Source organism: Candidatus Accumulibacter phosphatis (genome assembly GCF_012939955.1).
Lineage (GTDB): Bacteria > Pseudomonadota > Gammaproteobacteria > Burkholderiales > Rhodocyclaceae > Accumulibacter > Accumulibacter delftensis.
The window spans coordinates 43,825-66,152 of record NZ_SPMY01000004.1 but is presented as its reverse complement, the minus strand read 5'-3'; the positions used below and the strand labels follow the sequence as shown (position 1 = coordinate 66,152).

Below are 22,328 nucleotides of genomic sequence, written 5' to 3'. Positions count from 1 at the left end.
GGAATCGTTCGCCGGGCAGGGAGCATGCTCCCCCCGAATTCACCGTTCTCACCCCGGCCTTCTCCGCANGGGGAGAAGGGAGTTTCGTGAGTCGCTTGCGCGACTTTCACNTTAACGGTCATGACACGTGGAGACACCCCAAATCATGAAAGTCATGACCGTTTCCCTCCTTCCCCTGCCCCTTCTCCCGCAAGGGAGAAGGGAGTTTCGTGAGTCGCTTGCGCGACTTTCACATTAAGGGAGCAATTTCGTGCAACTCGATCGCTACGACTGGCAGATTCTGCGCGTCCTGCAAGAAGACGGCCGCATCAGCAATCAGGACCTCGCCGAGCGCATCGGCCTCTCACCCTCGCCCTGCCTGCGGCGCATGCGCGCGCTCGAGGAATCAGGACTGATCACCGGTTATCGCGCGCTGCTCGACGCCAAGAAGCTAGGCCTGGCACTGATGGCGCTGATTTACATTTCGATGGACCAGCACACCCCCGAGCGCTTCACCAGCTTCGACGCCGCCATCGCCGAAATCCCCGAGCTGCTCGAATGCCTGCTGATCACCGGCCAGGACGCCGACTACCAGCTCAAGGTGGTGGTCAAGGACATGGACGCCTACCAGGAACTGCTCCTCAACCGCCTCACCCGCATCCCGGGCGTGACCGGCGTACATTCGAGCTTTGTTCTGCGCCGGGTGGTCCATAGAACGGCGTTGCCGCTACCCCTGGCAAATTGACGGTCATGACACGTGGAAACACCCCAAATCATGAAAGTCATGACCGTTTCCCTCTCACTTGCAGTGCGCATTCCGGCTTGCGCGCCGGAATCGTTCGCCGGGCAGGGAGCATGCTCCCTGAATTCCCCGCCTCACCCCTGACCCTTCTCCCGCAAGGGGAGACGGGAGTTTTGTGAGTCGCCTACGCGACTTACTCATGAACATCCACCCGCTGGCCAAACTTTGCTGAGAGCCGTCGGCGTCAGATGTCGACTTTTTTTTACACTGCCTTGGGAAAATGATCGGTAGCGATGCACCGTAAAAAAAATAGATTGTTGATTCTAAATGTTAATAAAATCAATGGCGCGAAACTTGCGTGCAACGCCCGGCACAACGCAGCTCCTGGAAGACGATAGAAGCTGGTGGTTGGCGCTTGTGTTTTCTTGGCCCTTTCAGGGAGAACGGCAATGATCGAGAAGCTCGGATTCGGTGATCTTCGTGGCCGGCGGCCATTACTTGGCGCCGCCACTCTTTGGCTGCTGCTCGGGTTTTCAGGAACAGCGTCCGCCACCACCCCACCCAACTTGCAGGACATGTTCGATGGCTCAACGTTCACCCAGGATGGTCTCAAATTCTTCAACTTCACGCCGGGCCTGGCCAACAGCTTTCCGTTGGGCCAGGATCTGCTGTATCTGGCCAAGACAGACCCGCTAGCGCTGTTCAATGTGCAATACCTCGAGTTTGCAGCGGGAAGCAAGTTTTCCCGTGCCTGGGGTAACGCCAATGCGGCCATTGCGGCAGACATCGGTTTGCTGGTCCTGGCGGACAACGTCGCGACCCCTGGGGTCGATCCCGGCTTCTGGTTGAACAGTGCTACGCAATGGACCGTGACTGCCGGCAATATTGCTTCGGGCCAGCTTTCCGCCTTCGCCTACGACGTCGAGACCACCACTACGCAGCAGATCAACAGTGCGGAGATCACCCAGTCTTCCACTATCGACGCCGTCGGACCCGACGTCTGGTCGTTTTTCCCGTTCAGCTTGCCCGACGTAGCGACTGGCTTCGCCCTTCAATTGATCACGGATTTGAACAGCAACGACGTTCTGAACGTCACTCTGGACATCGGCGTGCAGTCACCAGACGGGATTCAGCGCTTCAGTCAGTTTGACAGCTGGTCCGGTTTTGCCGACCACAATGCCATCCGCGTGGTCAACGTGATCGGCTTAGGAGCAAGCTCGGGTGGCGGCTTCACCATGGTCTCCCTGGAGCAACGCATCGACCCCCCCGCACCCGCCGCGATTCCCGAACCCGGCACGCTGTTGCTGATCAGTCTGGGGCTCCTGGGTATCCCTTGCTGCCGGCGACGCGCTAGCCGCAAGTGAGCCCCAGGGCGGAGATAGGGGTCCGCGCCGGTTTTCGCCGATCAAATCGTAAGCATCGCCGTCAATGGTGCCAATGTGTAACCCGAAGTCACCAATCCATCGCGCAGATGCCTTGCCAGCGCCACCGCATCCGGCGAGTCGCCGTGGATGCAGATGCTGCCGGCCTGGACCGGAATGTGGTGGCCGCTGGCGCTGACCAGAGCGCCGGCATCGAGCATGGCGCGGACGTGGATCAGGGCCTGGCCGGGGTCGTGGATGACGGCGCCGGGCTGGCTGCGCGGGACGAGTTGGCCGTCGTCCTGATAGCGGCGGTCGGCGAAGATTTCGTCGACCACCGGCAGGCCGGCGGCGCGTCCGGCCTGCGCCAGTTGCGAGCAGGCCGGCGCCAGCAGGATCAGCGTCGGATCCAGGGCCTTGACGGCGCGGACGATAGCCTCGGCCAGCGGCCTGTCGGCGCAGGCCTGGTTATTCAGGGCGCCGTGCGGTTTGACGTGCGTCACCGCCATGCCCTCGCTGACGGCCATGCCCTGCAGCGCGCCCACCTGATAGATCAGCAGCGCTTCCACTTCGGCTGCGCTGAGCGCCTGCGGTCGGCGACCAAAGCCTTGCAGGTCAGCGTAGCCGGGATGGGCGCCGACGCTGACGCCGCGGGCTTTTGCGGCGAGCAGCGTCGCGCGCATGACCATCGGGTCGCCAGCGTGAAAACCGCAGGCGATGTTGGCGCTGCCGACGATATCGAGCATCGCCGAATCGTCGCCCATGGACCAGTGGCCGAAGCTTTCGCCGAGATCGGCGTTGAGATTGATGGTTTTCAGGTCGTTCACGTTCTCACTCCTCGCTTTCGAAACCACTGATCGGCCCGCTGATCAGGCCGCTGTTGTAAAGCGCCTCGAGATCGACGCTGCCGTCACCTGGCAGGCGGCGAATGCTGGCGATGAGTTGGGCAAGATTCTCGGCATGGCTGCGCGCGGCGCGCTCGGCGGCATCGACATCGACCATCTGAAAGCGCAGCGTCTCGCCCGCGCGCCGGTTCGCCAGGCGGCCGAGGTCGGCCGAAATGACGGTGGCGATCTTCGGGTAACCGCCGGCAGTCTGTGCGTCGGCCAGCAGCACGATCGGTTGACCCGAGCCCGGCACCTGCATCGAACCCGGTACGGTGGCATCCGAGATGATGTCCTTGTGCGCCTCCGAACGGTGCTCGAGCCGCGGGCCCTGCAAGCGGACGCCCATGCGGTCGGCCTGATCGGTGACCGTAAACGGCGCGCCGCACAATGTTGCCAGGGCGTCGTCAAGAAAATGCCCGGCCTGCGGCCCAGCGACCACGCGAATGATGGAATCGTCGTCGCTGGGCGGCTCCGGCAGGAGAAAATCAGAGGCCTCGGTGAGCTGCGCCGAGAGCCGGTCACCTACCGCCAGCGGCTTGCCGATGCCAGCACGCGCGTAGGTCGAGGCACTGCCCAGGGTTTCGGGCACCTGCAGGCCAGCAACGGCGATGACCACCAGTCGCCCGGCGCGCAGCGCCCGGATGCGCAGGGTTTCGCCGCTGTTGAGGCAAACACTGCGCCAGCAGACGACGCGCTGTACGCCCTGTTCGCCGGTGATGTCGATGTCGGCCTGGCCGGCAACCGCCACCCGCACGCACCCGTGCAGCGCTTTCAGCAGCAGACCGCCGTCAAAATGCTCGATGACCGGCGCCGTGGCCTGGTTGCCGACCAGGGCGTTGGCGATTTTCATCAACGCCGGATCGAGCACTCCGGACCAGGGCACACCGACGCGGCGCAGGCCACGCCGACCGCCGTCCTGAATCGACGCGTAGGCGCCGGCACTGCGGATTTCGATCGCGGATAATCGCTCGCTCACAACGCCACCTCCACCTCTGCGAATGCCGCCAGATCGAGCTCTCGCGCCTCGGCCACCTGCTGCAGGCGCCTGTGCTCGGCCGTATTCACGGCCGTGAAGCAGACCCGGTCGCCGGGCTGTAGAAGGGAGGGCTGCGGCCGCGCCGGGTCGAACAGCGGCACCGCGCACTGGCCCAGAAGATGCCAGCCGCCGGGGCTTTCCGATGGATAAATGGCAGTCAGGGCACCGGCGATGGCGACGCTGCCGGGCGCCACCCGCAGGCGCGGCTCGCTGCGCCGCGGCAATTGCAACGCCGGCGGCAGGTCGCCCATGAACGGGAAACCGGGCAGAAAGCCGAGCATGTAGACGCGATATTCGCTCTGCCGATGCTGATCGATCAGCGTCTCGACGCTGATTCCCAGGGTCGCCGCGGTGGCTTCGAGATCGGGGCCGCAATCGCCTTCGTAGCAGACCGGCAGGCGCCACAGCCGGAACGCTGAGCTGGCAGGCAACATGTCCGCTGGTGGCAACTTCTCGAGCTCCGCCAGCAATTTCTGGCGAGACGTCTGCAGCGGATCGTAAATCACCGTCAGCGAGCAGAAGGTGGGCACCATCTCGATCAGTCCGGGCAGCGCCCCGGCCTGATGCCAGGCGGTGATCTGCCGGTCGAGCGCGGTCACCGTGTCGACCACTCCAGGTGCGATTCGGTCGCCAAGGACCAGCGTGAATGCCTGATCGCCGGCGTCGGCCACGCGCGTCCACTCGCAAAGGCGAGAAGTTACATTCGTTATAGTCGATTCGGCAGCCATAGCACGATGCCCTGACAGTAATAGGTCACCATGACGCACGTCATCTAAACCATGCGCCCTGCGAGGCGAATGACCTGCACCCCGTCGAGGGCGATGGTAGCGAAGTGCCTCCCTCTCCCCCGACCCACCCCCCCGCGAGGGTGGTGGGGAGCTGGGCGCTGGCGGGCCAAGGTTTGCGTGGCAGCCAGCGCCAATCGCTACTGCAGGATACCGAGCAGGTTCGAGAAACTGTCGGTCCACACCGGGAAGCCAGGCCGTGGAGCGAGCTTCTCGGCGCCGCGGAAGGTTTTCGCTAGCTGCGCCGCGCGCTCGGCGGGCATCAGCAGCACCCAAACCGAATGGCGACAGAAGCGGTCGCCTGCGGCAGGGTCGAGGTCGAAGATCAGCGCGCTGATGCCGAGTTGCTCCGCGGCGGCAGCGATAACCGGGCGCAGGTCGAGGTAGCGGTTGGTGATATGCACCGCCAGCACGCCATCACTTTTCAGGTGACGCAAATACGCCTGCATCGCTTCCAGAGTCAGCAGGTGCGTGGGGATCGAATCTCCGGAGAAAGCATCGATGGCCAGCAGGTCGAAATTCTGGGCGGGCTCGCGTTCGAGCATCAGGCGGCCGTCGCCGAGCACCGGAACGATCGTCGCCAGGCTGTCACCGAGGTAGCTAAACTCGTTGCGGGCGAGATCGAGGACCTGCTCGTTGATTTCGTACATGCGCAGTTCATCGCCGCTGCGGCCGTAGGTGGCCAGGGTCCCAGCGCCGAGTCCGAGAATGCCGACCTTCAGCGGCCGCTCACCGGCGACGCCGCGCAGCGCCTGGCCCACGCCGGAGTCCTCGCAGTAATAGGCAGTCGGCTGACGGCGGTGCTCGGCGGCGAGAAACTGCTCGCCGTGATTGATGCGACCGTGCAGAATCCGGCGTTTGATGCCGAGGCCCTCCTCGTCAGCGTCGTCGACGCGCAACTGGCCGTAGAAGTTGCGCACCACTACCCGGTAGTTTTCGACGTAATCGATCGAGATACCACCAAGTCGGTAAGCGTAGGCCAGTAGCGCCACGACCAGCAGAAGCCGCCGGATCAGTCGCAGGTCGCGCCAGAGAACGATGGTCACCAGCAAGGCACAGAGGAAAAGGCCGATCGGCAGTTCGAAATAGGCGTTGAAGATCACCGGCGCCAGCAGGCCGACGAAAGTGCCGCCGAGCGCGCCGCCGATCGACAGCATCAGGTAGAACAAAGTCAGGTGGCGAACCGGCGGCCGGCGCCTGACCAGCTCGCCGTGACAGACCATGCAGAAGACGAACAGCGACAAGCACATCAAGCTCACCAACACCGGCACCTCCATGCCGCCGCCATCGAGAACGCGGTCGAGGACCAGGAAGGCAATCGGCAGCGCGACCAGAAAGCCCGGGCGGTAGTAGTAGCGCGGAGCGTCGAAGCAGAGAATGAAGCTCAGCAGATAGATGCTCAGCGGCACGACCCACAGGAAGGGTACCGGCGCAACGTCCTGCGTCAGGTGGCGGGTCATCGCCAGCAACAGCAGCGACGCGGTCATCGCCAGACCGATCCACAGCAGACACTCGCTCAGTGGCGGTCGTGGTACTGGCTCGCTGCTCACCTTCAGCACCTCGCGCTCGCTCGACACGCCTTTCCACGACAGCCAGGCGCTGCCCAGGCAGGCGACGACGAAGAGGGCGTACGCGGCCGACCAGGCCATGGCCTGGTCGTGCACCCGAAAATACGGTTCGACGAGCACGGGATAGCTCAACAGCGCGATCATCGACGCCAGATTCGAGAGTGCGTAGAGGCGATAGGGCATGGCACTGGCAAAACTGCGCGCATACCAGGCCTGCATCAGCGGACCGGTGGTCGACAGCAGCAGATAGGGCATGCCGACTGCTGCGGCGAGCACGACCAGCACGTTCCACGTCGGGTTGGCAAAAGCGACGTCTTTCCAGGCCGGGTCGGCGATGACCGGCAGCGTCGCCAGGCTGAGCAGCAGGAGAACACAGTGGACGACATTCTGGCGCCGCGGCGAAAGCAACTCGTGCAGCAGATGGACGTAAAGATAACCGAGTAGCAGTTCGGCCTGGAAGAAAACCAGGCAGGTGCTCCACACCGACGACGAGCCACCGAACCACGGCAGAATCATCTTGGCAATGATTGGCTGGATCTGGAAAAGCAGAAAAGCAGACAGAAAAACGGTGGTCGCGAAGCTGAGCATCAGGACATCCTATGGGAATACGATAGAGGATCGGCACCGGCGGCGCAGCCGGCGCACCTCACGCGCCCTGCGGCGGCGCCAGGCGTGCCGATCGGAAACGGCGGCGTTTCCGGCTGCGCGGCCACCCGGCCAGCGATCAGGGCTTCCCGCTGACGGCATCCGGCGCCGCAGGTGCGGCGTGCCAGGCGTCTGGCGGAACGACCAGATTGTTGGCTGGCTGCGCGTTGAAATGTGGCGACATGATCTGCACGCCGTAGGTATTGAACTGATCCTGGATATTGGCGTGCAAGGCAGAGAGGACGGGAATCCGCTCGAGCGGCTTGTCCATGTGCGCGAAAAGTTCGTATTCGACGTACCAATCGGCGAGACCCTTCTGATAAACAAAGGGAGTCGGAACAGACCTCAATCCAGGGGTCTGCTTGGCGGCGGCGATGAGCATCGCATGCACCTGCCGCCACGGGGTGTCGTAGCCGATGGTCACCTTGGTCGACACCAGCGTGCCGCGCTCACCGGCCAGCCGGGAAAAGTTGCGGATTGGGTTACCGACCAGCACGGCATTGGGAATGGTGATCTCTTCGTTGCGCATGTTGATGATCTTGGTCGACAGCACGCCGACCTGGCTGACCACACCGGCGTTGTCACCGATCTCGACGAAGTCGCCAACCGACAGCGCGCGTGCATAGACCAGGACCAGGCCGCTCATCAACTGGTTGACGATGCCGGCAGAACCGAGGGTGAACATGAAGCCGAGCATCACCGACAAGCCCTTGAAGGCGTCGCTGTTGGACATCGGAATGAAGGGGTAGGCGATGGCGATGCCGAGCCCCCAGACGAGGACCGTCACCAGTCGGTGGGTGGCGCTGACCGTATCCGAGTGCAGACCGGGAGCATGCACCCGGCCGTCCTTGGCAGCCTGGAAGAAGTTGCCGATGGCATCGTTGGCGGCCTTGGTCATGAACAGGATGACCACCACCGTGGTCAGCGCTGGCATGGCACCGATGAAACTGCTGCCAATGGTCTCCAGCAGGTCGAGAAGGAAGTCGCCGAGGCGCTCACCGAGCGGCTCGGTAAGCGGAAAGCGTGCCAGCACGTAGGTCAACCAGAGATAGGCGACGCTCAACCATAGAAAGCCCATCAACAGCTGCGATATGCGCTGCACGAGCGACCAGCCGTGCCGTGCCCAGCGCAACTTGCTGCCGCCATCTTCCTCTTCGATGATTCGTTGCAGACGGCCGACCAGTAGCCGCGTCGCACGAGCGATCAACCAGAGCAACGCAAAGGCGATCACCGTTGCCACCGCAGACAAGCCAACTCCCTTCAGCAGGACTTCGGGGCGACGCTGCGTGGCGTCCGCCAGCAGTGCGGCGCTGAGCGCCTCGCGCGCGCGCTCGGCGGCCTGCTCCAGCGTGAGTTTCTCCTGCGGGTCCAGGTCTCCGTCGACCAGGGCGAAAAGAATATTGTCGTTATTGGTCAGGGTGATGCCACGCCCACCATCAAAGCTGAAAGGCGTCAAATCAATCTCTTGCACCATCTGGCCCGGCGTCAGCTGGTCGATGCGCTGTTCGGATTTGCGTGCGCGAGCGACCGGCGGGGCGCCGAGGAAAGTCGCCCGAAAGGTGACGATCGGTCGGAAATTATGGAGCAGGATCGCCTCCCCCCCTGGCACCTGCTCCGCGGGCGGAGCAACCACTGCCGCTCCCGCAAGGAACGGCCAACAGCTAAGCAAGAACAATGACAGCGCCGCGACGAGCTTCGCGAAGGCACGGGCAGAGGTCATGCGGGAACTCCAGTCAGCAGCGGGGGAAGGCTGCGATTATACGACCGGAAGAGGCTGTTATGACTACGGAAATACCTTTTTCAGGCCAACCGAGGGAAGCAGGCTGGCCTGGCGGAGTCCGCCCTTGCGCCGCCTAAGCGGTGCCGCCGACCGTCAATCCGTCGATGCGCAGGGTCGGCTGGCCGACACCGACCGGCACGCTTTGACCTTCCTTGCCACAGGTGCCGACACCCGGGTCGAGACACATGTCGTTACCGATCATCGATACCTGATTCATGGCGTCCGGACCACTGCCGATCAGGGTCGCGCCCTTGACCGGGCGGCCGATCTTGCCGTTTTCGATCAGATAAGCCTCCGACATCGAGAAGACGAACTTGCCATTGGTGATATCGACCTGACCGCCACCAAAATTGACCGCGTAAATCCCTTTCTTGACCGACTTGATGATCTCTTCCGGGCTCTTGTCGCCGTTGAGCATGGTGGTATTGGTCATGCGCGGCAGGGGCAGATGGGCGAAGGATTCGCGACGGCCGTTGCCGGTCGGCGCGACGCCGCTGAGACGGGCGTTGAGGCTGTCCTGCATATAGCCCTTGAGAATGCCGTCTTCGATGAGCACCGTGCGCTGCGTCGGATTACCTTCGTCGTCGATGGTCAAGGACCCGCGACGGTCGGGAAGGGTGCCGTCATCGATGACGGTGACCCCCTTCGAGGCCACCTGACTGCCGATGCGACCGGCAAAAGTCGAGCTGCCCTTGCGGTTGAAGTCGCCTTCGAGGCCATGGCCGACGGCTTCGTGCAACAGGATGCCGGGCCAGCCAGGACCAAGGACAACCGACATCGTGCCCGCCGGCGCCGGCTGGGCGACAAGATTGGTCACCGCCTGATGCACCGCTTCACGCGCATAGCCGTGCAGTACCTCGTCGGTGAAACAGCTGTAGTCGGTGCGCCCACCGCCACCGGCCGAGCCCTGTTCGCGCTGAGCGCCCTGTTCAACAATGACCGTCAGCGACACCCGCACCAGCGGCCGAATGTCGGCGGCCAGGCGACCATCGCTGCTGGCGACGAGAATCACTTCGTATTCGCCGGCGAGATGCGCCATCACCTGCGTCACACGGCTGTCCTCGGCACGGGCGAGAGCTTCCAGCCGTTCGAGCAGCTTGACCTTGCTGACCGCGTCGAGCGACGCCAGTGGATCGTTCGGCACGTAGAGGGCGCGCCGCACGCGACCCTTCTTCAGAGCCGGTACGCTTTGCTGCTCGCCAGCGGCGGCAATCGCCCGCACGGCTGCGGCCGCGTCACTGAGGGCTGGCGAGCTGATGTCGTCCGAATAGGCAAAAGCGGTCTTCTCGCCAGCAATGGCGCGCACGCCAACCCCTTCGTCGATACTGAAACTGCCGGATTTGACAATTCCCTCCTCGAGACTCCAGCCCTCGGAGCGGCTGTACTGGAAGTAAAGGTCGGCGTAGTCGACCTGGTGCGACATGATCTGGCCAAAGACCTTGTTCAGGTCGGCGACGTCGAGACCGTAGGGGGTGAGCAGGGTTTTCTGAGCCTGCACGAGAAGCGTGGGTTGTTTGGCGTTCATCGGGTTTCCGTTGATGTGAAAGTCGCGTATGCGACTCACGAACCTCCCTTCTCCCCACTGCGGGAGAAGGGCCGGGGGAAGAGGGGGCGGTCATGACGTTCATGATCCGGAGTATCTCGACATGTCATGACCGTTAATCCAGCGGTTTGCGTGCATCACGCAACGCATTACAGGTTTACATTACGCGGTGTTTGAGCGCCGGCAAGTTGGCGCGCACCGAAGCCAGACGGCCCTGTTCAAGCTTGCCGACGACAACTCCCGGCCCCTTCGCCTGGCGATCGAGGATCTCCCCCCAGGGGTCGATCAGCATGCTGTTGCCGTGCGTCTCGCGCCCATTTTCGTGGCGACCACCCTGCGCGACAGCCAGTACGTAGCACTGATTCTCGATCGCCCTGGCGCGCAGCAAGATCTCCCAGTGCGCCCGCCCGGTGGTTTCAGTAAATGCCGCGGGAACGACCAGTAGCTCTGTGACCCCAAGCGCGCGATAAAGCTCCGGGAATCTCAGGTCATAACAGATCGACAAGCCAACGCGGCCAAAAGGCATGTCGAAGCTGACTGGCTGCTGGCCGGCCTGGATAGTCGCGCTTTCATCGTAGGCCTCGGCACCCTGCCGGAAGCCAAAGAGGTGAATCTTGTCATAGCGCGCGACGCGCTGGCCTTGCGGATTGTACGCGACGCTCGAATTGAGCACCTTGTCCGGGCTGTCGGCCGACAATGGCAGGGAGCCGCCGATCAGCCAGATGCCGTGCTGGCGGGCACTGGCGGCGAGAAAATCCTGGATCGGTCCGCTGCCATCGTGCTCGCGCAGCCTGACCTTGTCGCTGTCGCTCATGCCCATGATGGCGAAGTACTCGGGCAGGGAAACCAGCTCGGCGCCCCGCGCCACGGCCTCGGCAATCAGCCCCGCCGCCGTCTGCAGGTTCTCTTCGACGCGCGGCGTAGAGACCATCTGCACTGCCGCCACACACAGGCTTGAGGCCTGCTGCCGGTCATCTACCGCTTGCTTGCTGACGGGGTTCATGGCTTGCTCCAAAGAGATCGCGAAAGACGAAAGTTGCTCACGGCGTGGTCGCTGGCGCCCGCGTCGCTGGTTCCGACGACCCGGTGATTCTCGCGACGATCGGATCGTCCCACTTGCCGGTCACCAGATACTCGAAACTGAACATCTTGTTCAAGGGGTTTTGCAATACCTTGTTGGCCAACAGCGTCGCCATGCCGGCCAGCGGATTGATCACCGCCACTCCCAGGGCGGCGGTGCTGCTCAACTCGGGCTGAACACTGACCGTCAGGTGCTGCGTTTCGTTTATCAGATCGGTTTCGCCGCGCATCAGCACGCGCGCCGCCGGACCATCAATCAGCAATTGCTCGGTCCGCATCACGCCATCTTTCACCACCACCTTGCCACTGATGCTATCAAAAGCGAAACCTTCGCTGAAGACATCGCCGAAATCAAGCGTGAATCGACGCGGCAAACCTTGCAGGCTGATCAAGCCAAGCAGCTTGCCGGCAGCGCCCGGGTCGAGCTTGAGGAACTCGCCTTTGTACGCCCCAAGCTGCATGTCGCCGTTGAGCGTCGCATAGTCGAGCCCCTCCGGGGGCCCATTCCAGCCCAGCGTCCCGGTCATGCGCGTGCTGCCAGCACGTACGCTACCAGGATAGCCAAGGCGATCAAGCAACTGGCCGACGTCGCTGCTGTCCAGGGCGAAATCGAGCTGGGTGCGGTTGCCGTTCGCTACCTGCCACTGGCCGCTGCCGGAAAACTTGGCCACCGCATTGAGCAGCTCGACTTTATCGAGCCGCCAAGTGCGGCCATCATTATGTGCCTGCGCTTCGAGCCGCCCGAAGCTGCGGACACCGACTTGGAATTCGTCGACCACGATATCGAGCGCTGGTAGTGTCTGCAAGGCATCGTCGGCCTGGACGGGCTCGCGCGTACGCTCGTCCCTGCCGGGCAGTTGCCATTTCGTCAAGCGCGCGCTGAGCTTGCCGGCACCGGCGCCGTCCCATTGCAATGCCCCCGTCGCCTCGCGCGACGACAGGCTTGCCGCCCAGCGCGGATGCTCGCCGGTGACCGCCAAGATCACTTGGCTGTTGCGCCATCCCGAAACGACAAGTTCCCCCGCCTTGAGATCGACCCGGACCGGCAGACTGCCGACGGACGCGGGCTCGGGCTCGGACGCCTCGTCAATACTGGCCAGCACCTCACTGCGAGCCGCCTCCTGCGCGGGACCCGCGAAAACCTTGCGCCAGGTGTCGATATCGAGCACCGGGGTGGTGATGCCGACGTGGATACCCCTTTCCGGTAGCACTTTAATCGCCTCACCGACGGCAATCGCAGCACTTTCAATGGAACGTTTTCCGTCCTCCTGGCGGCTGATCAACTGCATGTTCAACACCCGGCCGAGCGCCACGCGTAGCTGCTCACGCTTGATCGGCCGAGCTTTGCCGAGCAGTGTCGGCGGCAGGGCGAGACTGTCGAGATGCAGGCGCATCGGCTCGCCGAGCTTCTTGCTGAAAGGAGCCGGCAGTGTCGATGCAAGGTCCAGCAAATCCGACTCCAGCACCACTTCGACGTTGCGCTGCCTGACCTGGATCTGGGCACTGTAAGCGGCGCGCCCGGAAAGCTGTGCCAACAGCGGCCAGCCGGCCATCTCGCGCAAGCCAGCGACGCCGAGGCTGCCATCGACCTTGATCAGCACCTTGCCGTTCTCCGCTCCGCCCGTGATCTTCACCGGACCTCCCGCCAGTTTCGCCTTGATCTCCGGAACGTGCAGCTCATCAGCGGTGAACTGCAGGCGACCATTGACCTCGCGCAAGGGCGGCAGGGCCGGATCGACGCTCACTTCGTTAGCCAGAAAGACGTAGTCCCCGTCGATCTTCGACTCGCCGAGTCGTGCCTCTTCAAGAGGAATCAGCAGCCCGATATCGAGAATCCCTTTGCCGCTGGCGCGCATGGCGTCGCTGAAATGGTCGATGCGCTCGGCGACCGGGCTGTCGACGACGAACTTGAGGAACTGCGCCGTATCGCCTTCGGCGTGCCCTTGCACTTTCAAGGTCGACACCGGCGCGTCGAAGTCGGGAATTTCGGCGCGCGTCTGCGACAGCCTGGCGCCGAGGATCGAGCCGCGCTGCAGTTCGATCAGCATGCCGTTTCCCTCGAAACGCAAATCGGCGTCGATATCGGAGATTTCTGGCCAGCCAGTGCCGTAGTCGAGCCTTACGTCCTGTGCCTTGAGGGTGACCAGGAACTGACCCTGTTGGCGATCGAGAAAGGGAAAGTTGGCTAGATCGCCCTTGAGGACCAGCTTGGCCTCGCTGGCGCTTCCCGCCTTCAGTGCGTCGCGAACCCAGTGTCGCGCACCACTATTCAGCGCCGCCGGCAGGTAGCGCCAGACGGCGCGCGCGTCGGCACGACTAAGCGCGGCACTGAGGTCGATACTCCCCGGTCCGTCACCCGCATGGCGATAAGTGCCCTCTGCCGAACCAGTCGCATCCGGCCCGGAAAATTCAGCGCGCAGCAACTCGACATCGAGGACGCTCTGGTGGATCTTCCAGCGGGCCTGTGCATCCAGCTTGCCAAGCCGAATGGGCGAGTCCGGCAGGACGCTGGGCAGATTGACGCTCGCTTTCTGCGCACGCAGAGTGACGCTGCCGCCCTTGTCGCTGGCATCAAGAACTCCGGACAACCCCGACACCCCAGGCAGGGAGTCCTTGGCCTGCACCGCCAGTTCGTCAAAACCGGCTTTCAGCGAGTAGCTTTGCAGCGCTTCGGCGTCGCCGACCCAGGCAGCACGCAGTTGGCTGATCCGGCCACGCGGGGCGAAGTCGCCGAGCAGCTGCCGCGATCCGGCATCCAGCGGCAGGTAGCCGGCCAGACTGGCGAGAGCAGCGAGTTCGAGTGCGCTGGCGGTAAGCTGGCCGCGCTGCGCAGCGCCGTCTGCCGCGTACTGCCAGTCAAGGCGGAAATCGGTCGGCTCGACGTGAACGAACGCCGCTTCGGGAGCACCCTGGCCTTCGCGTGCTTGGCTCAGCAGTTCGACGCGCTGCCCATTGACGCGGATCCCGGCGGCCGAGAAACGCACACCGATACGACCTGACAGATGTTGCAGGTCGAGCTCTGGCAAGTCTTTCGCCAAACGCAAACTAAGGTCATCGAGCGACAGATCTGCGGTCAGCTCCTGTAATTCACCTTGCGCAACACCTACCCAGGCGCGTATTGCCCCGCGGCCATGCGGAAGCGCGATCGGATAGTCGATCCAGGTGCGCCAGACGGCGAGGTCGGCGTAGTCGATCTGGACGAATACCTGCCCGTTCCAGGACTCCAGCTGGCCGAGATACCGGCCGTGAAAGTCCCCGCGCAGGTCGATCGCGGCGGCCAGAGCAGGCGGCGGCGCGGCAGTGAAGCCGAAGCGGTGCTGGCGACCGTCGTTGTCGAGGCCGAAATTGACCGCTTCGAGAATCAGCGGCGGCGCCTGGCGCATGGCGTCCTCCCAGACCACGGTCGCGCCGCTGACGCGAATTCGTTTCTGCGCCAGAATCCAGTCGCCGGCGGCGTTGTCACCTCCCTCGGCGGCCATGGCGATACCGGCAACGGTGAAGCGGCCGTCGCTATCGCGACGCAGATGCAGAGTCGGCTCGTCGATCTCCAGCAGGCGCAAACGCAGCGCCATGCGCGGTAGCGAAGACCACGAGAGGACGCTGTGCACACGTGGCAAGGCCAGTGCCGGCTGACCGTTGCTGTCGGCGATGCGCACATCCGAGAGCAGCAGATCGGGATGGATGCCATCCCAGCTGGCGGCGATCCGCCCGATGCTGACCGACAGCCCGACCGTCCGGCTGAGCTGCTGCTCGATGGCTGGTCGGTAGGTCTCGATGTTCGGCAATACCAGGTAGCGCAGCGCCAGAATCAGCAGCACGAAACCGAAGTAGAGCAGCCAGAAGGCGCGCACCACAAGCCGCCATACGCGGCCCGTCGCCGGATGCGCGAGCAGCGGCACGAGAAAATGGAAGCGATGGTAGAGCGCCGGGCGCAACTCCTCCTGGCGCATCAGCCGTAATCGTCGCGCAGAGAGTTTTGCCAATAACCGCTCGGCGTCACTAGAATGTCGGGAGAGCTAGGCAAGGGCACGGGGAAACCACGAGACAAATGGCGAGGAAGCACGCGCGAATGGTCGTCCGGGCATTTGACCGGCAAGGCGCGGGGCGGCGGCGCTGCTATGCATGCGATTGCGATGTCCAGGACGAGAAATGGGCAGCCAGATTCGCGGTCGGTGACTGCTGTTTTCAGCTTGAAGCCGGCATTGTAACGGCTTTGCCCTTGCTCACCAGCGCCCAGCATGGCGACCCGTATGACATCCATCTACCGAGAAGATCATGGAACCTACTGTAGAACGCTCCAACACGCGTCCGACGCCACTGGCAACAGCGCTACAGGCAGCACAAGGGCACAGCCATTACCTGCGCAATCTGCTCGCCGCCCGACCCGAAATCACGGCCTGGCTGGACGCGCACGCCATGCAGGCGCTCAGCGTCGAACAGATGAACGATTTCCTCGACAGCGACGCGACACCTGCTGCGAGACCTGAGAGTGCCGTCGCCAGCGATGACGATCTGCGGCGCGCCCTGCGTAGCCTGCGCCAGCGGGTAATGGCAGCGCTGGTGGTGCGCGATATTGGCGGTCTGGCGACCCTCGCCGAAGTCGTTGAAAGCATGACCGTGCTCGCCGAAGTGAGCACCAATCGCGCCCTGGATTTCCATCACCGGCAACTGCGCGAGCAGTTCGGCGAGCCGCTCGACAGCCACGGGCAGCCGCAACGACTACTGGTAGTCGGCATGGGCAAGCTCGGCGGCCGCGAGCTCAATGTTTCTTCCGACGTCGATTACATCTTCATCTACCCGGAGGATGGGCAAACCGGCGGCGACGGCCGCCGGATCGACAACTACGACTTCTTCCAGCGCCTCGGCAAGCGCCTGATCGCCACACTCGGCGAACTCACTGCGGATGGCCTGGTATTTCGGGTGGACATGCGCTTGCGGCCCAACGGCGACTCCGGACCGCTAGTCTGCTCGCTGGACTCACTCGAACACTACCTGATCACACAAGGCAGGGAGTGGGAACGCTACGCCTGGATCAAGGCCAGGGTCTTGAACCAGGGCGAGAATCTGCAGCCGGAATGGGTAAGCGCGCTACAGAACATCAGTCGCCCTTTCGTTTTTCGCAAGTATCTCGACTTTGGCGCGATCAATGCCATGCGCGATCTGCACGCGCAGATTCGCCGCGAGGTGGCGCGCAAGGACATGGCCGAGCACATCAAGCTGGGCCCGGGTGGCATCCGCGAGATCGAGTTCATCGCCCAGGTTTTCCAGTTGATCCGTGGCGGCCGCGACCCGCTCCTGCAAGTGCGACCGACACTGCAGGTACTGGCGCAGCTCGCCGAGCGGCGGCTTCTACCGCCAGAAAACGAGCACGAACTGGCCACTGCCTACGACTTCCTGCGCCGCCTCGAGCACCGCTTGCAATACGTGAACGACGCCCAGACGCACCGTCTGCCAAGTGCTGACGAGGAACGCCAGCAGATCGCCGCAGCGATGGCTTTTGCCGACTGGAGCGCGTTTCTGGCCGTTCTCGAAGGGCATCGGGCGATCGTTTCGCGCTGCTTCGAAGAAGTCTTTTCCGAGCCGGAAGAAGGCACCCACCCGCTGCTCGGCGTCTGGGAAGAAGTCGTCGCCAAGGATGATGCGCTGGAACGGCTGTCCAGCCTCGGCTTCCGCCAGCCGAAGGCGATCCTCGAACGCCTGCACAGCTTCCGCCAAGGCAGTCGCTATGTGCAACTGCCGGCGAGTAACCGCGAGCGCCTCGACGCCCTGGGGCCGCGCCTCATCGACGCCGCTGCCGCCACCAAAAATCCTGACGCCACCTGGCTGCGCGGCCTCGATTTTCTCGAAACCATTAGCAAACGTGGCGCCTATCTGGCGCTGCTGCTGCAGTATCCGCAAGCACTCAGTCACCTTGCCGAACTGATCGGCAGCTCATCTTGGGCAGCTGACTATCTGAACCGGCACCCGATCCTGCTTGACGAGTTGCTGGACTCGCGAATCTTCGACGTGAAGACCGATTGGCAGGAGTTTCGCGACGAACTGCAATCGCGGCTGGCGCAGCACCGCGACGATACCGAGCGCGAGATGGACATCCTGCGCGAAGTGCACCACGCGCAGGTCCTGCATTTTCTGGCGCAGGACTTTGCCGGCCTGCACAGCGTCGAACATCTCGCCGACCGCCTCAGCCAGCTTGCCGACATCATGGTCCAGACGACCCTGGACCTGTGCTGGCGGCTGTTGCGCAATCGCCATCCGCATCCCGAGCAGCCACCCCGTTTTGCGGTCATCGCCTACGGCAAGCTCGGTGGCAAGGAACTCGGTTTTGCCTCGGATCTGGACCTCATCTATCTGCACGACGACCCTGCCGAGGGTGCGGGGGAAGTGTACGCACGCCTGGGGCAACGGCTGAGCACCTGGATGTCGAGCCGGACCTCGGCGGGCATGCTTTTCGAAGTCGATCTGCGCCTGCGCCCGAACGGTGATTCCGGCATGCTGGTGTCGCCGATCAGCGCTTTTCGCGATTATCAGCTGAAGAATGCCTGGGCCTGGGAGCATCAGGCGCTGACCCGGGCCCGCTTTTGCGCCGGCGACCCGGTGGTCGGCGAACAGTTCGAAGCGCTGCGCATCGAGATCCTGCGGCAAGCCCGCGAGCCCGCCAAGCTCAAGGAAGAAGTGCTGTCGATGCGCCAGCGGATGTTCGACGAACACGGCTCACGCAGCGAAGAAAACTTTGATATCAAGCACGATCGCGGTGGCCTGATCGACGTCGAGTTCATCGTCCAGTACCTGATCCTCGGACACGCGCATGCGCACGCCGAACTGTGCGGCAACCTCGGCAACATCGCCCTGCTCGGGATGGCTGCCGAACTCGGCCTGATCCCGGCCGAGCTGGCCGACCCGGCGCGCGACGCCTATCGCGAGTTTCGCCGCTTGCAGCACGTATTGCGGCTGAACGCCGATCGCCGGGCGCGCGTCGAGCGCGCCTCGCTCAGTCGCCAGATTGCGGCAGTCAAGGCGCTGTGGGAGGAGGTGTTCGATGCCGCATGAGGAAGAACGGCATGGCGGGCCTGGCCATGCGTAAGCCATCGGCCGGGGGGCTGGTCTATTCCACCGACACGGGACGCATGTGCCCAGGCTGCCGAAGACCGCTGCCGCAATGCTGCTGTGCTGCCAATCGTGCCGCGTCACTTCCCCGGACTGACAGCAGCGTGCGCGTCAGCCGCGAAAGCAAGGGGCGGGGCGGCAAGACGGTGACGCTGGTGCGCGGGCTGCCGCTCGCCGCCGGCGACCTTGCCGCGCTGGCGAAACGCCTGAAGGCCGCCTGCGGATCGGGCGGCACGGTCAAAGACGACGTCATAGAAGTGCAGGGGGATCACTGCCAGCGCCTGCTCGAGTGCCTCGAAAAGGAGGGCTTCACCGCCAAGCGCGCCGGCGGCTGATTCGCGCTGGCGGGAAGGCGGCAGGCGCCGCGCCGAGCGCTGCAGGCGATCAGTTCTTGCCCGCGTGGACGACGCTCTGCGCCCAGTCCAGCGCTTCCAGCATCACGGCCGTGACTTGCTGTGCTTCAAGTCCACACAAGAGGGCAGCGGCGGCGATCTCTTCGGGCGCCTTCGATTCGACGGCAATGGCCAGGGCCAGGGCATCGCACATCGGGCCCGGCTCGCCCTGGAGTGCAGAGACGACGTCGTCCGGCAAGGAAACCTTCTTCAGAATCTCCACGAGTGGCTGTTTCATCATCACGTCGAGCAGCGAAAACAGCCCGATCATGAACAGCTTGTCGGCCTCCTGCGGCAAGCCGCCCTGTCCGGCCAGCCTTTCCATTAAGCGCGCGCGGGTCAGCGCATTCTCGTTCAGGACCCGCCCCATATATCCGGGCTGATTGAGATCGAAGAGCAGCAGGGAAAGCCATCGCGAGAACTGGTCCCGGCCCAGAATCAGCAGCGCTTGCGGTATTTTTTCGATACGCCTGAGCATTCCGATACCGGGCGAATTGATGTAGCGCAAGAGCTTGTAGGTCAAAACCGGGTCGTTGCGCAGGCGGTCGGCGATGACGCCAAAATCGGCTCGGCCGCGAATCATGTTCAGGACTTCAAAGACCAGCAGCCGGTTGACTTCGCTCTTCGGCGGATGCCAGTTCTCACGACTGCAAACAAAAGGCCCCATAAAGTAATCGAAGCCACTTTGATAGCATAGGCTGAAGTCGTCCGCGCTCTGGATCTTGCTGGCAATGACTCTGGGTTTCCCTTTGCTGGCGTGCAGGTCGACGCACATTTTCTTCAACTGGATGCCGTCGAAAGCGGTGGTGTCGATCTCGACGAGAGCCGCCTGTTCGAGAAACTCGGCCATCCCGGGGAGAGGCCGATCGAGCGACCAGCCATGCTTGACGCCGAGGTCCTGCAAGCGCCGCAGCGCCACGCGCACGTCGGCAAGGTCGCCCGCCACCGCCGTCGCCGGGGTGATCATGATGATCACATTGCGATTCGCGAAAGCGGGCAGCAGAACGCTGCTCAGCGACGCCGAAGACAGGCGGATGAAGGCAAAACGATCGCCGAGCAGTGATGAAACAGCCAGCGGCGAAAGATTGTGCAGCAGCGCTTCGTCATGGACCTGACGCAGCTTCGCGCTCTTCTCCAGCATCGGCGATTGCAGATTGCGCCCGAGGGCAAACTCGTAGCCAGCAATCTGTTCGCCGCGATCGAGAAGCTCCTCGCGGCAAACAAAGGACGCGGCGCGCGCCGTGTTGGTCGCGGCGCCCGCCCGTGGCGCAGACTGGAGAGGCGCCAGCGCGTCGAGCTGCGCGGCGGCTTCTTGCGGTAGAGGCGCGGCCGCTGGCGGGACCAGACCCAGCCAGCGCAGGATAGTCTTGAACACGGGCACTCCCTTCTCGGCATCGATTGCCGGTTTTCTTATTCCACGCGCTTGACCCGCGTAAGCCAAAGACATGGAACTGCGGGCGCTCGGCGATTCTAGCACGTTGAGCTTTTCGGGCTCTGCTCCCGAGCCGCGAGCCGAAAATACCATGGTGACGCCAATCGACACGCCGCCAGTAGCGGCTCACCACGAGTTTTTTTTGACATTTATAAACACTCGGTCTAATATATCCAGCAATGGAAACGACTCGTACCCTCCCTCGCCGTCCACGCGGTCGCCCGGCGCGCAATGGCCTCGATTACGCGGACACCCGGGCCTTGCTGATTCGTCGCGGCCTCGAGATCCTGACCACCCAGGGCGTCAGTGCGACAGCACTCGATGATGTCCTGAAATCGATCAATGTCCCGAAGGGCTCCTTCTATCACTACTTCGAAAGCAAGGATGCTTTTGTCACGGTGACCCTCGATACCTATGCCGAGTACTTTGCGCGTAAGCTCAAGCTGCATTTTCACAATCCGCTACTGACGCCGCTGGCAAGGCTGGCAGCCTTTGTCGACGACGCCTGCCGCGGCGTCGAAAGACATGCCTTCACGCGCGGCTGCCTGGTCGGCAATCTGGGACAGGAAGTCAGCGTGCTCGACGAGCGCTTGCGCCTGCGCCTGGAAGCGATTTTTTCCGACTGGGAGCGAGCGCTGGCCGACTGTCTGTCAGCCGCGGCAAGCAGCGACGAACTGGCGACCGACGCCGACTGCCCGGCACTGGCGCACGCTTTCTGGGTTGGCTGGGAGGGGGCGATACTGCGCGCCAGGCTGTCCCGCTCGACGGCGCCGATGCGCGCCTTCTTCAAGCTCTTTCTGTCGGCATTGCCGCGCACCCGAGCTCCCTTTCCGTGAGAGTCACGTCCGCGACTCACGAAACTTCCTTCTCCCACGGCGCGAGAAGGGTCGGGAACGAGAGAGCGGTCATGACCTTTCATGACTGTTTTGCACGTTCATACTTTACTGGTCTATTTTTTCACCACCAAGGAGAATCACCATGTTCAAGGGAATCCTGATCACCAAAGACGACGGCGTTTACCAAGCTCAACTGCAGGACATCGACGATGCCGTGCTGCCAGAAGCCGACACCACGGTCCAGGTCGAATGGTCGACGCTCAATTACAAGGACGGCCTGGCACTGACCGGCAAGTCGCCGGTCGTGCGCCGCTTTCCGATGGTGCCGGGAATCGACTTTGCCGGCACGGTGACAGAAACGTCGAATGCGGCCTGGAAAGTCGGCGACCGCGTCGTCCTCAATGGTTGGGGTGTCGGCGAAACGCATTGCGGCGGCCTGGCCGAAAAAGCGCGTGTCAAGGGAGAGTGGCTGGTGCCGCTACCGGCGAGTTTCTCCGCCCGGCAGGCGATGGCCATCGGCACCGCCGGGTACACGGCGATGCTCTGCGTCCTCGCTCTCGAGAAGCACGGCATCAAGCCTGCTGACGGCGAGGTTCTGGTCACCGGCGCCAACGGTGGTGTCGGCAGCGTAGCCATCGCCTTGCTCGCCAAACTTGGCTATCAGGTGGCCGCCTCGACCGGCCGCCCCGGCGAAGCCGAGCACCTCAAGTCCCTGGGCGCCAGCACGATCATCGACCGCAGCGAGCTGTCGGCGCCGGGCAAGCCGATCGGCAAGGAACGCTGGGCCGGGGTGATCGACACCGTCGGCAGCCACACCCTGGCGAACGCCTGTGCGACGACGAAATACCGCGGCGCGGTGGCGGCCTGCGGCCTCGCCGGCGGCATGGATTTCCCGGCGACGGTGGCGCCCTTCATCCTGCGCGGCGTGACGCTCTATGGCATCGACAGCGTGATGGCACCGCTCGCCATTCGTCAGGAAGCCTGGGAACGCCTCGGCCGTGATCTCGAAATCGCCAAGCTGGACGCCATTACGCGCGAGATCCCGCTTTCGGAAGCAGTCGCGGTCGGCGCCGAGCTGCTCGAAGGCAAGGTGCGCGGACGAGTGGTGGTCGACGTGAGCAGGTAAAGCGCAGCCGGGGCTTGGCCGGGCGCATTGAC

Annotated in this window: 16 protein-coding genes; 6 read left to right on the top strand and 10 right to left on the bottom strand. The window is 63.4% G+C overall.

Annotated elements, in window-relative coordinates:
• Nucleotides 1-250 precede the first annotated feature (250 nt).
• Together E4Q23_RS01395 and E4Q23_RS01390 are read left to right on the top strand one after the other, a co-directional pair.
• Nucleotides 251-724 (top strand): winged helix-turn-helix transcriptional regulator, encoded by a 474-nt coding sequence (locus tag E4Q23_RS01395; RefSeq protein WP_169064974.1) that lies wholly within the window; start codon nucleotides 251-253, stop codon nucleotides 722-724.
• Between the two features lie 446 nt (nucleotides 725-1,170).
• Complete coding sequence (locus E4Q23_RS01390; RefSeq protein ID WP_169064973.1) at nucleotides 1,171-2,085, top strand: PEP-CTERM sorting domain-containing protein; 915 nt, start codon at nucleotides 1,171-1,173, stop codon at nucleotides 2,083-2,085.
• A 41-nt stretch (nucleotides 2,086-2,126) separates the two neighbouring features.
• Here the strand turns inward: E4Q23_RS01390 and E4Q23_RS01385 are convergent, their stop codons facing one another.
• The 9 genes from E4Q23_RS01385 to E4Q23_RS01345 form a co-directional block, all read right to left on the bottom strand.
• Nucleotides 2,127-2,900: a LamB/YcsF family protein gene (locus E4Q23_RS01385; protein WP_211203582.1), complete on the bottom strand. Its 774-nt coding sequence runs from the start codon at nucleotides 2,898-2,900 to the stop codon at nucleotides 2,127-2,129.
• Between the two features lie 13 nt (nucleotides 2,901-2,913).
• Complete coding sequence (locus E4Q23_RS01380) at nucleotides 2,914-3,945, bottom strand: 5-oxoprolinase/urea amidolyase family protein (RefSeq protein WP_169064971.1); 1,032 nt, start codon at nucleotides 3,943-3,945, stop codon at nucleotides 2,914-2,916.
• Nucleotides 3,942-4,676 (bottom strand): 5-oxoprolinase subunit PxpB, encoded by a 735-nt coding sequence (gene pxpB / locus E4Q23_RS01375; RefSeq protein ID WP_336511581.1) that lies wholly within the window; start codon nucleotides 4,674-4,676, stop codon nucleotides 3,942-3,944. The genes E4Q23_RS01380 and pxpB overlap by 4 nt, the downstream gene beginning before the upstream one ends.
• Before the next feature lie 254 nt (nucleotides 4,677-4,930).
• Nucleotides 4,931-6,946: a spermidine synthase gene (locus E4Q23_RS01370; protein WP_169064969.1), complete on the bottom strand. Its 2,016-nt coding sequence runs from the start codon at nucleotides 6,944-6,946 to the stop codon at nucleotides 4,931-4,933.
• A 136-nt stretch (nucleotides 6,947-7,082) separates the two neighbouring features.
• Nucleotides 7,083-8,723, bottom strand: coding sequence for a mechanosensitive ion channel family protein (locus tag E4Q23_RS01365; RefSeq protein WP_169064968.1), 1,641 nt, complete (start codon nucleotides 8,721-8,723; stop codon nucleotides 7,083-7,085).
• Nucleotides 8,724-8,856: 133 nt separating this feature from the next.
• Entirely contained in the window at nucleotides 8,857-10,308 is a 1,452-nt protein-coding gene (tldD, locus tag E4Q23_RS01360) for a metalloprotease TldD (RefSeq protein WP_169064979.1), read from the bottom strand.
• A 175-nt stretch (nucleotides 10,309-10,483) separates the two neighbouring features.
• Nucleotides 10,484-11,329: a carbon-nitrogen hydrolase family protein gene (locus E4Q23_RS01355; RefSeq protein ID WP_169064967.1), complete on the bottom strand. Its 846-nt coding sequence runs from the start codon at nucleotides 11,327-11,329 to the stop codon at nucleotides 10,484-10,486.
• Between the two features lie 37 nt (nucleotides 11,330-11,366).
• Nucleotides 11,367-15,356: a YhdP family protein gene (locus tag E4Q23_RS01350; protein WP_169064966.1), complete on the bottom strand. Its 3,990-nt coding sequence runs from the start codon at nucleotides 15,354-15,356 to the stop codon at nucleotides 11,367-11,369.
• A complete protein-coding gene (locus E4Q23_RS01345) occupies nucleotides 15,356-15,667 on the bottom strand; it encodes a hypothetical protein (protein ID WP_169064965.1) in 312 nt (103 codons plus the stop codon). Before E4Q23_RS01345 ends, E4Q23_RS01350 begins: the two co-directional genes overlap by 1 nt.
• A 14-nt stretch (nucleotides 15,668-15,681) precedes the next feature.
• Here E4Q23_RS01345 and glnE point away from each other — a divergent pair, with 14 nt between their 5' ends.
• On the top strand, nucleotides 15,682-18,453 hold the full coding sequence (gene glnE / locus E4Q23_RS01340; protein ID WP_169064964.1) for a bifunctional [glutamate--ammonia ligase]-adenylyl-L-tyrosine phosphorylase/[glutamate--ammonia-ligase] adenylyltransferase: 2,772 nt from the start codon (nucleotides 15,682-15,684) through the stop codon (nucleotides 18,451-18,453).
• 26 nt (nucleotides 18,454-18,479) lie between these two features.
• Nucleotides 18,480-18,845: a translation initiation factor Sui1 gene (locus E4Q23_RS01335; protein WP_169064978.1), complete on the top strand. Its 366-nt coding sequence runs from the start codon at nucleotides 18,480-18,482 to the stop codon at nucleotides 18,843-18,845.
• A 49-nt stretch (nucleotides 18,846-18,894) separates the two neighbouring features.
• On the opposite strand, the gene E4Q23_RS24730 is transcribed toward E4Q23_RS01335, so the two are convergent.
• Nucleotides 18,895-20,277, bottom strand: coding sequence for an HDOD domain-containing protein (locus E4Q23_RS24730; protein ID WP_169064963.1), 1,383 nt, complete (start codon nucleotides 20,275-20,277; stop codon nucleotides 18,895-18,897).
• A gap of 236 nt (nucleotides 20,278-20,513) precedes the next feature.
• Between E4Q23_RS24730 and E4Q23_RS01325 the strand changes: the two genes are divergently transcribed.
• The gene (locus E4Q23_RS01325) at nucleotides 20,514-21,170 is read left to right on the top strand and encodes a TetR/AcrR family transcriptional regulator (protein ID WP_169064962.1); all 657 of its coding nucleotides are present in this window, start codon (nucleotides 20,514-20,516) and stop codon (nucleotides 21,168-21,170) included.
• Between the two features lie 142 nt (nucleotides 21,171-21,312).
• Complete coding sequence (locus tag E4Q23_RS01320; protein ID WP_169064961.1) at nucleotides 21,313-22,296, top strand: MDR family oxidoreductase; 984 nt, start codon at nucleotides 21,313-21,315, stop codon at nucleotides 22,294-22,296.
• Nucleotides 22,297-22,328 lie beyond the last annotated feature (32 nt).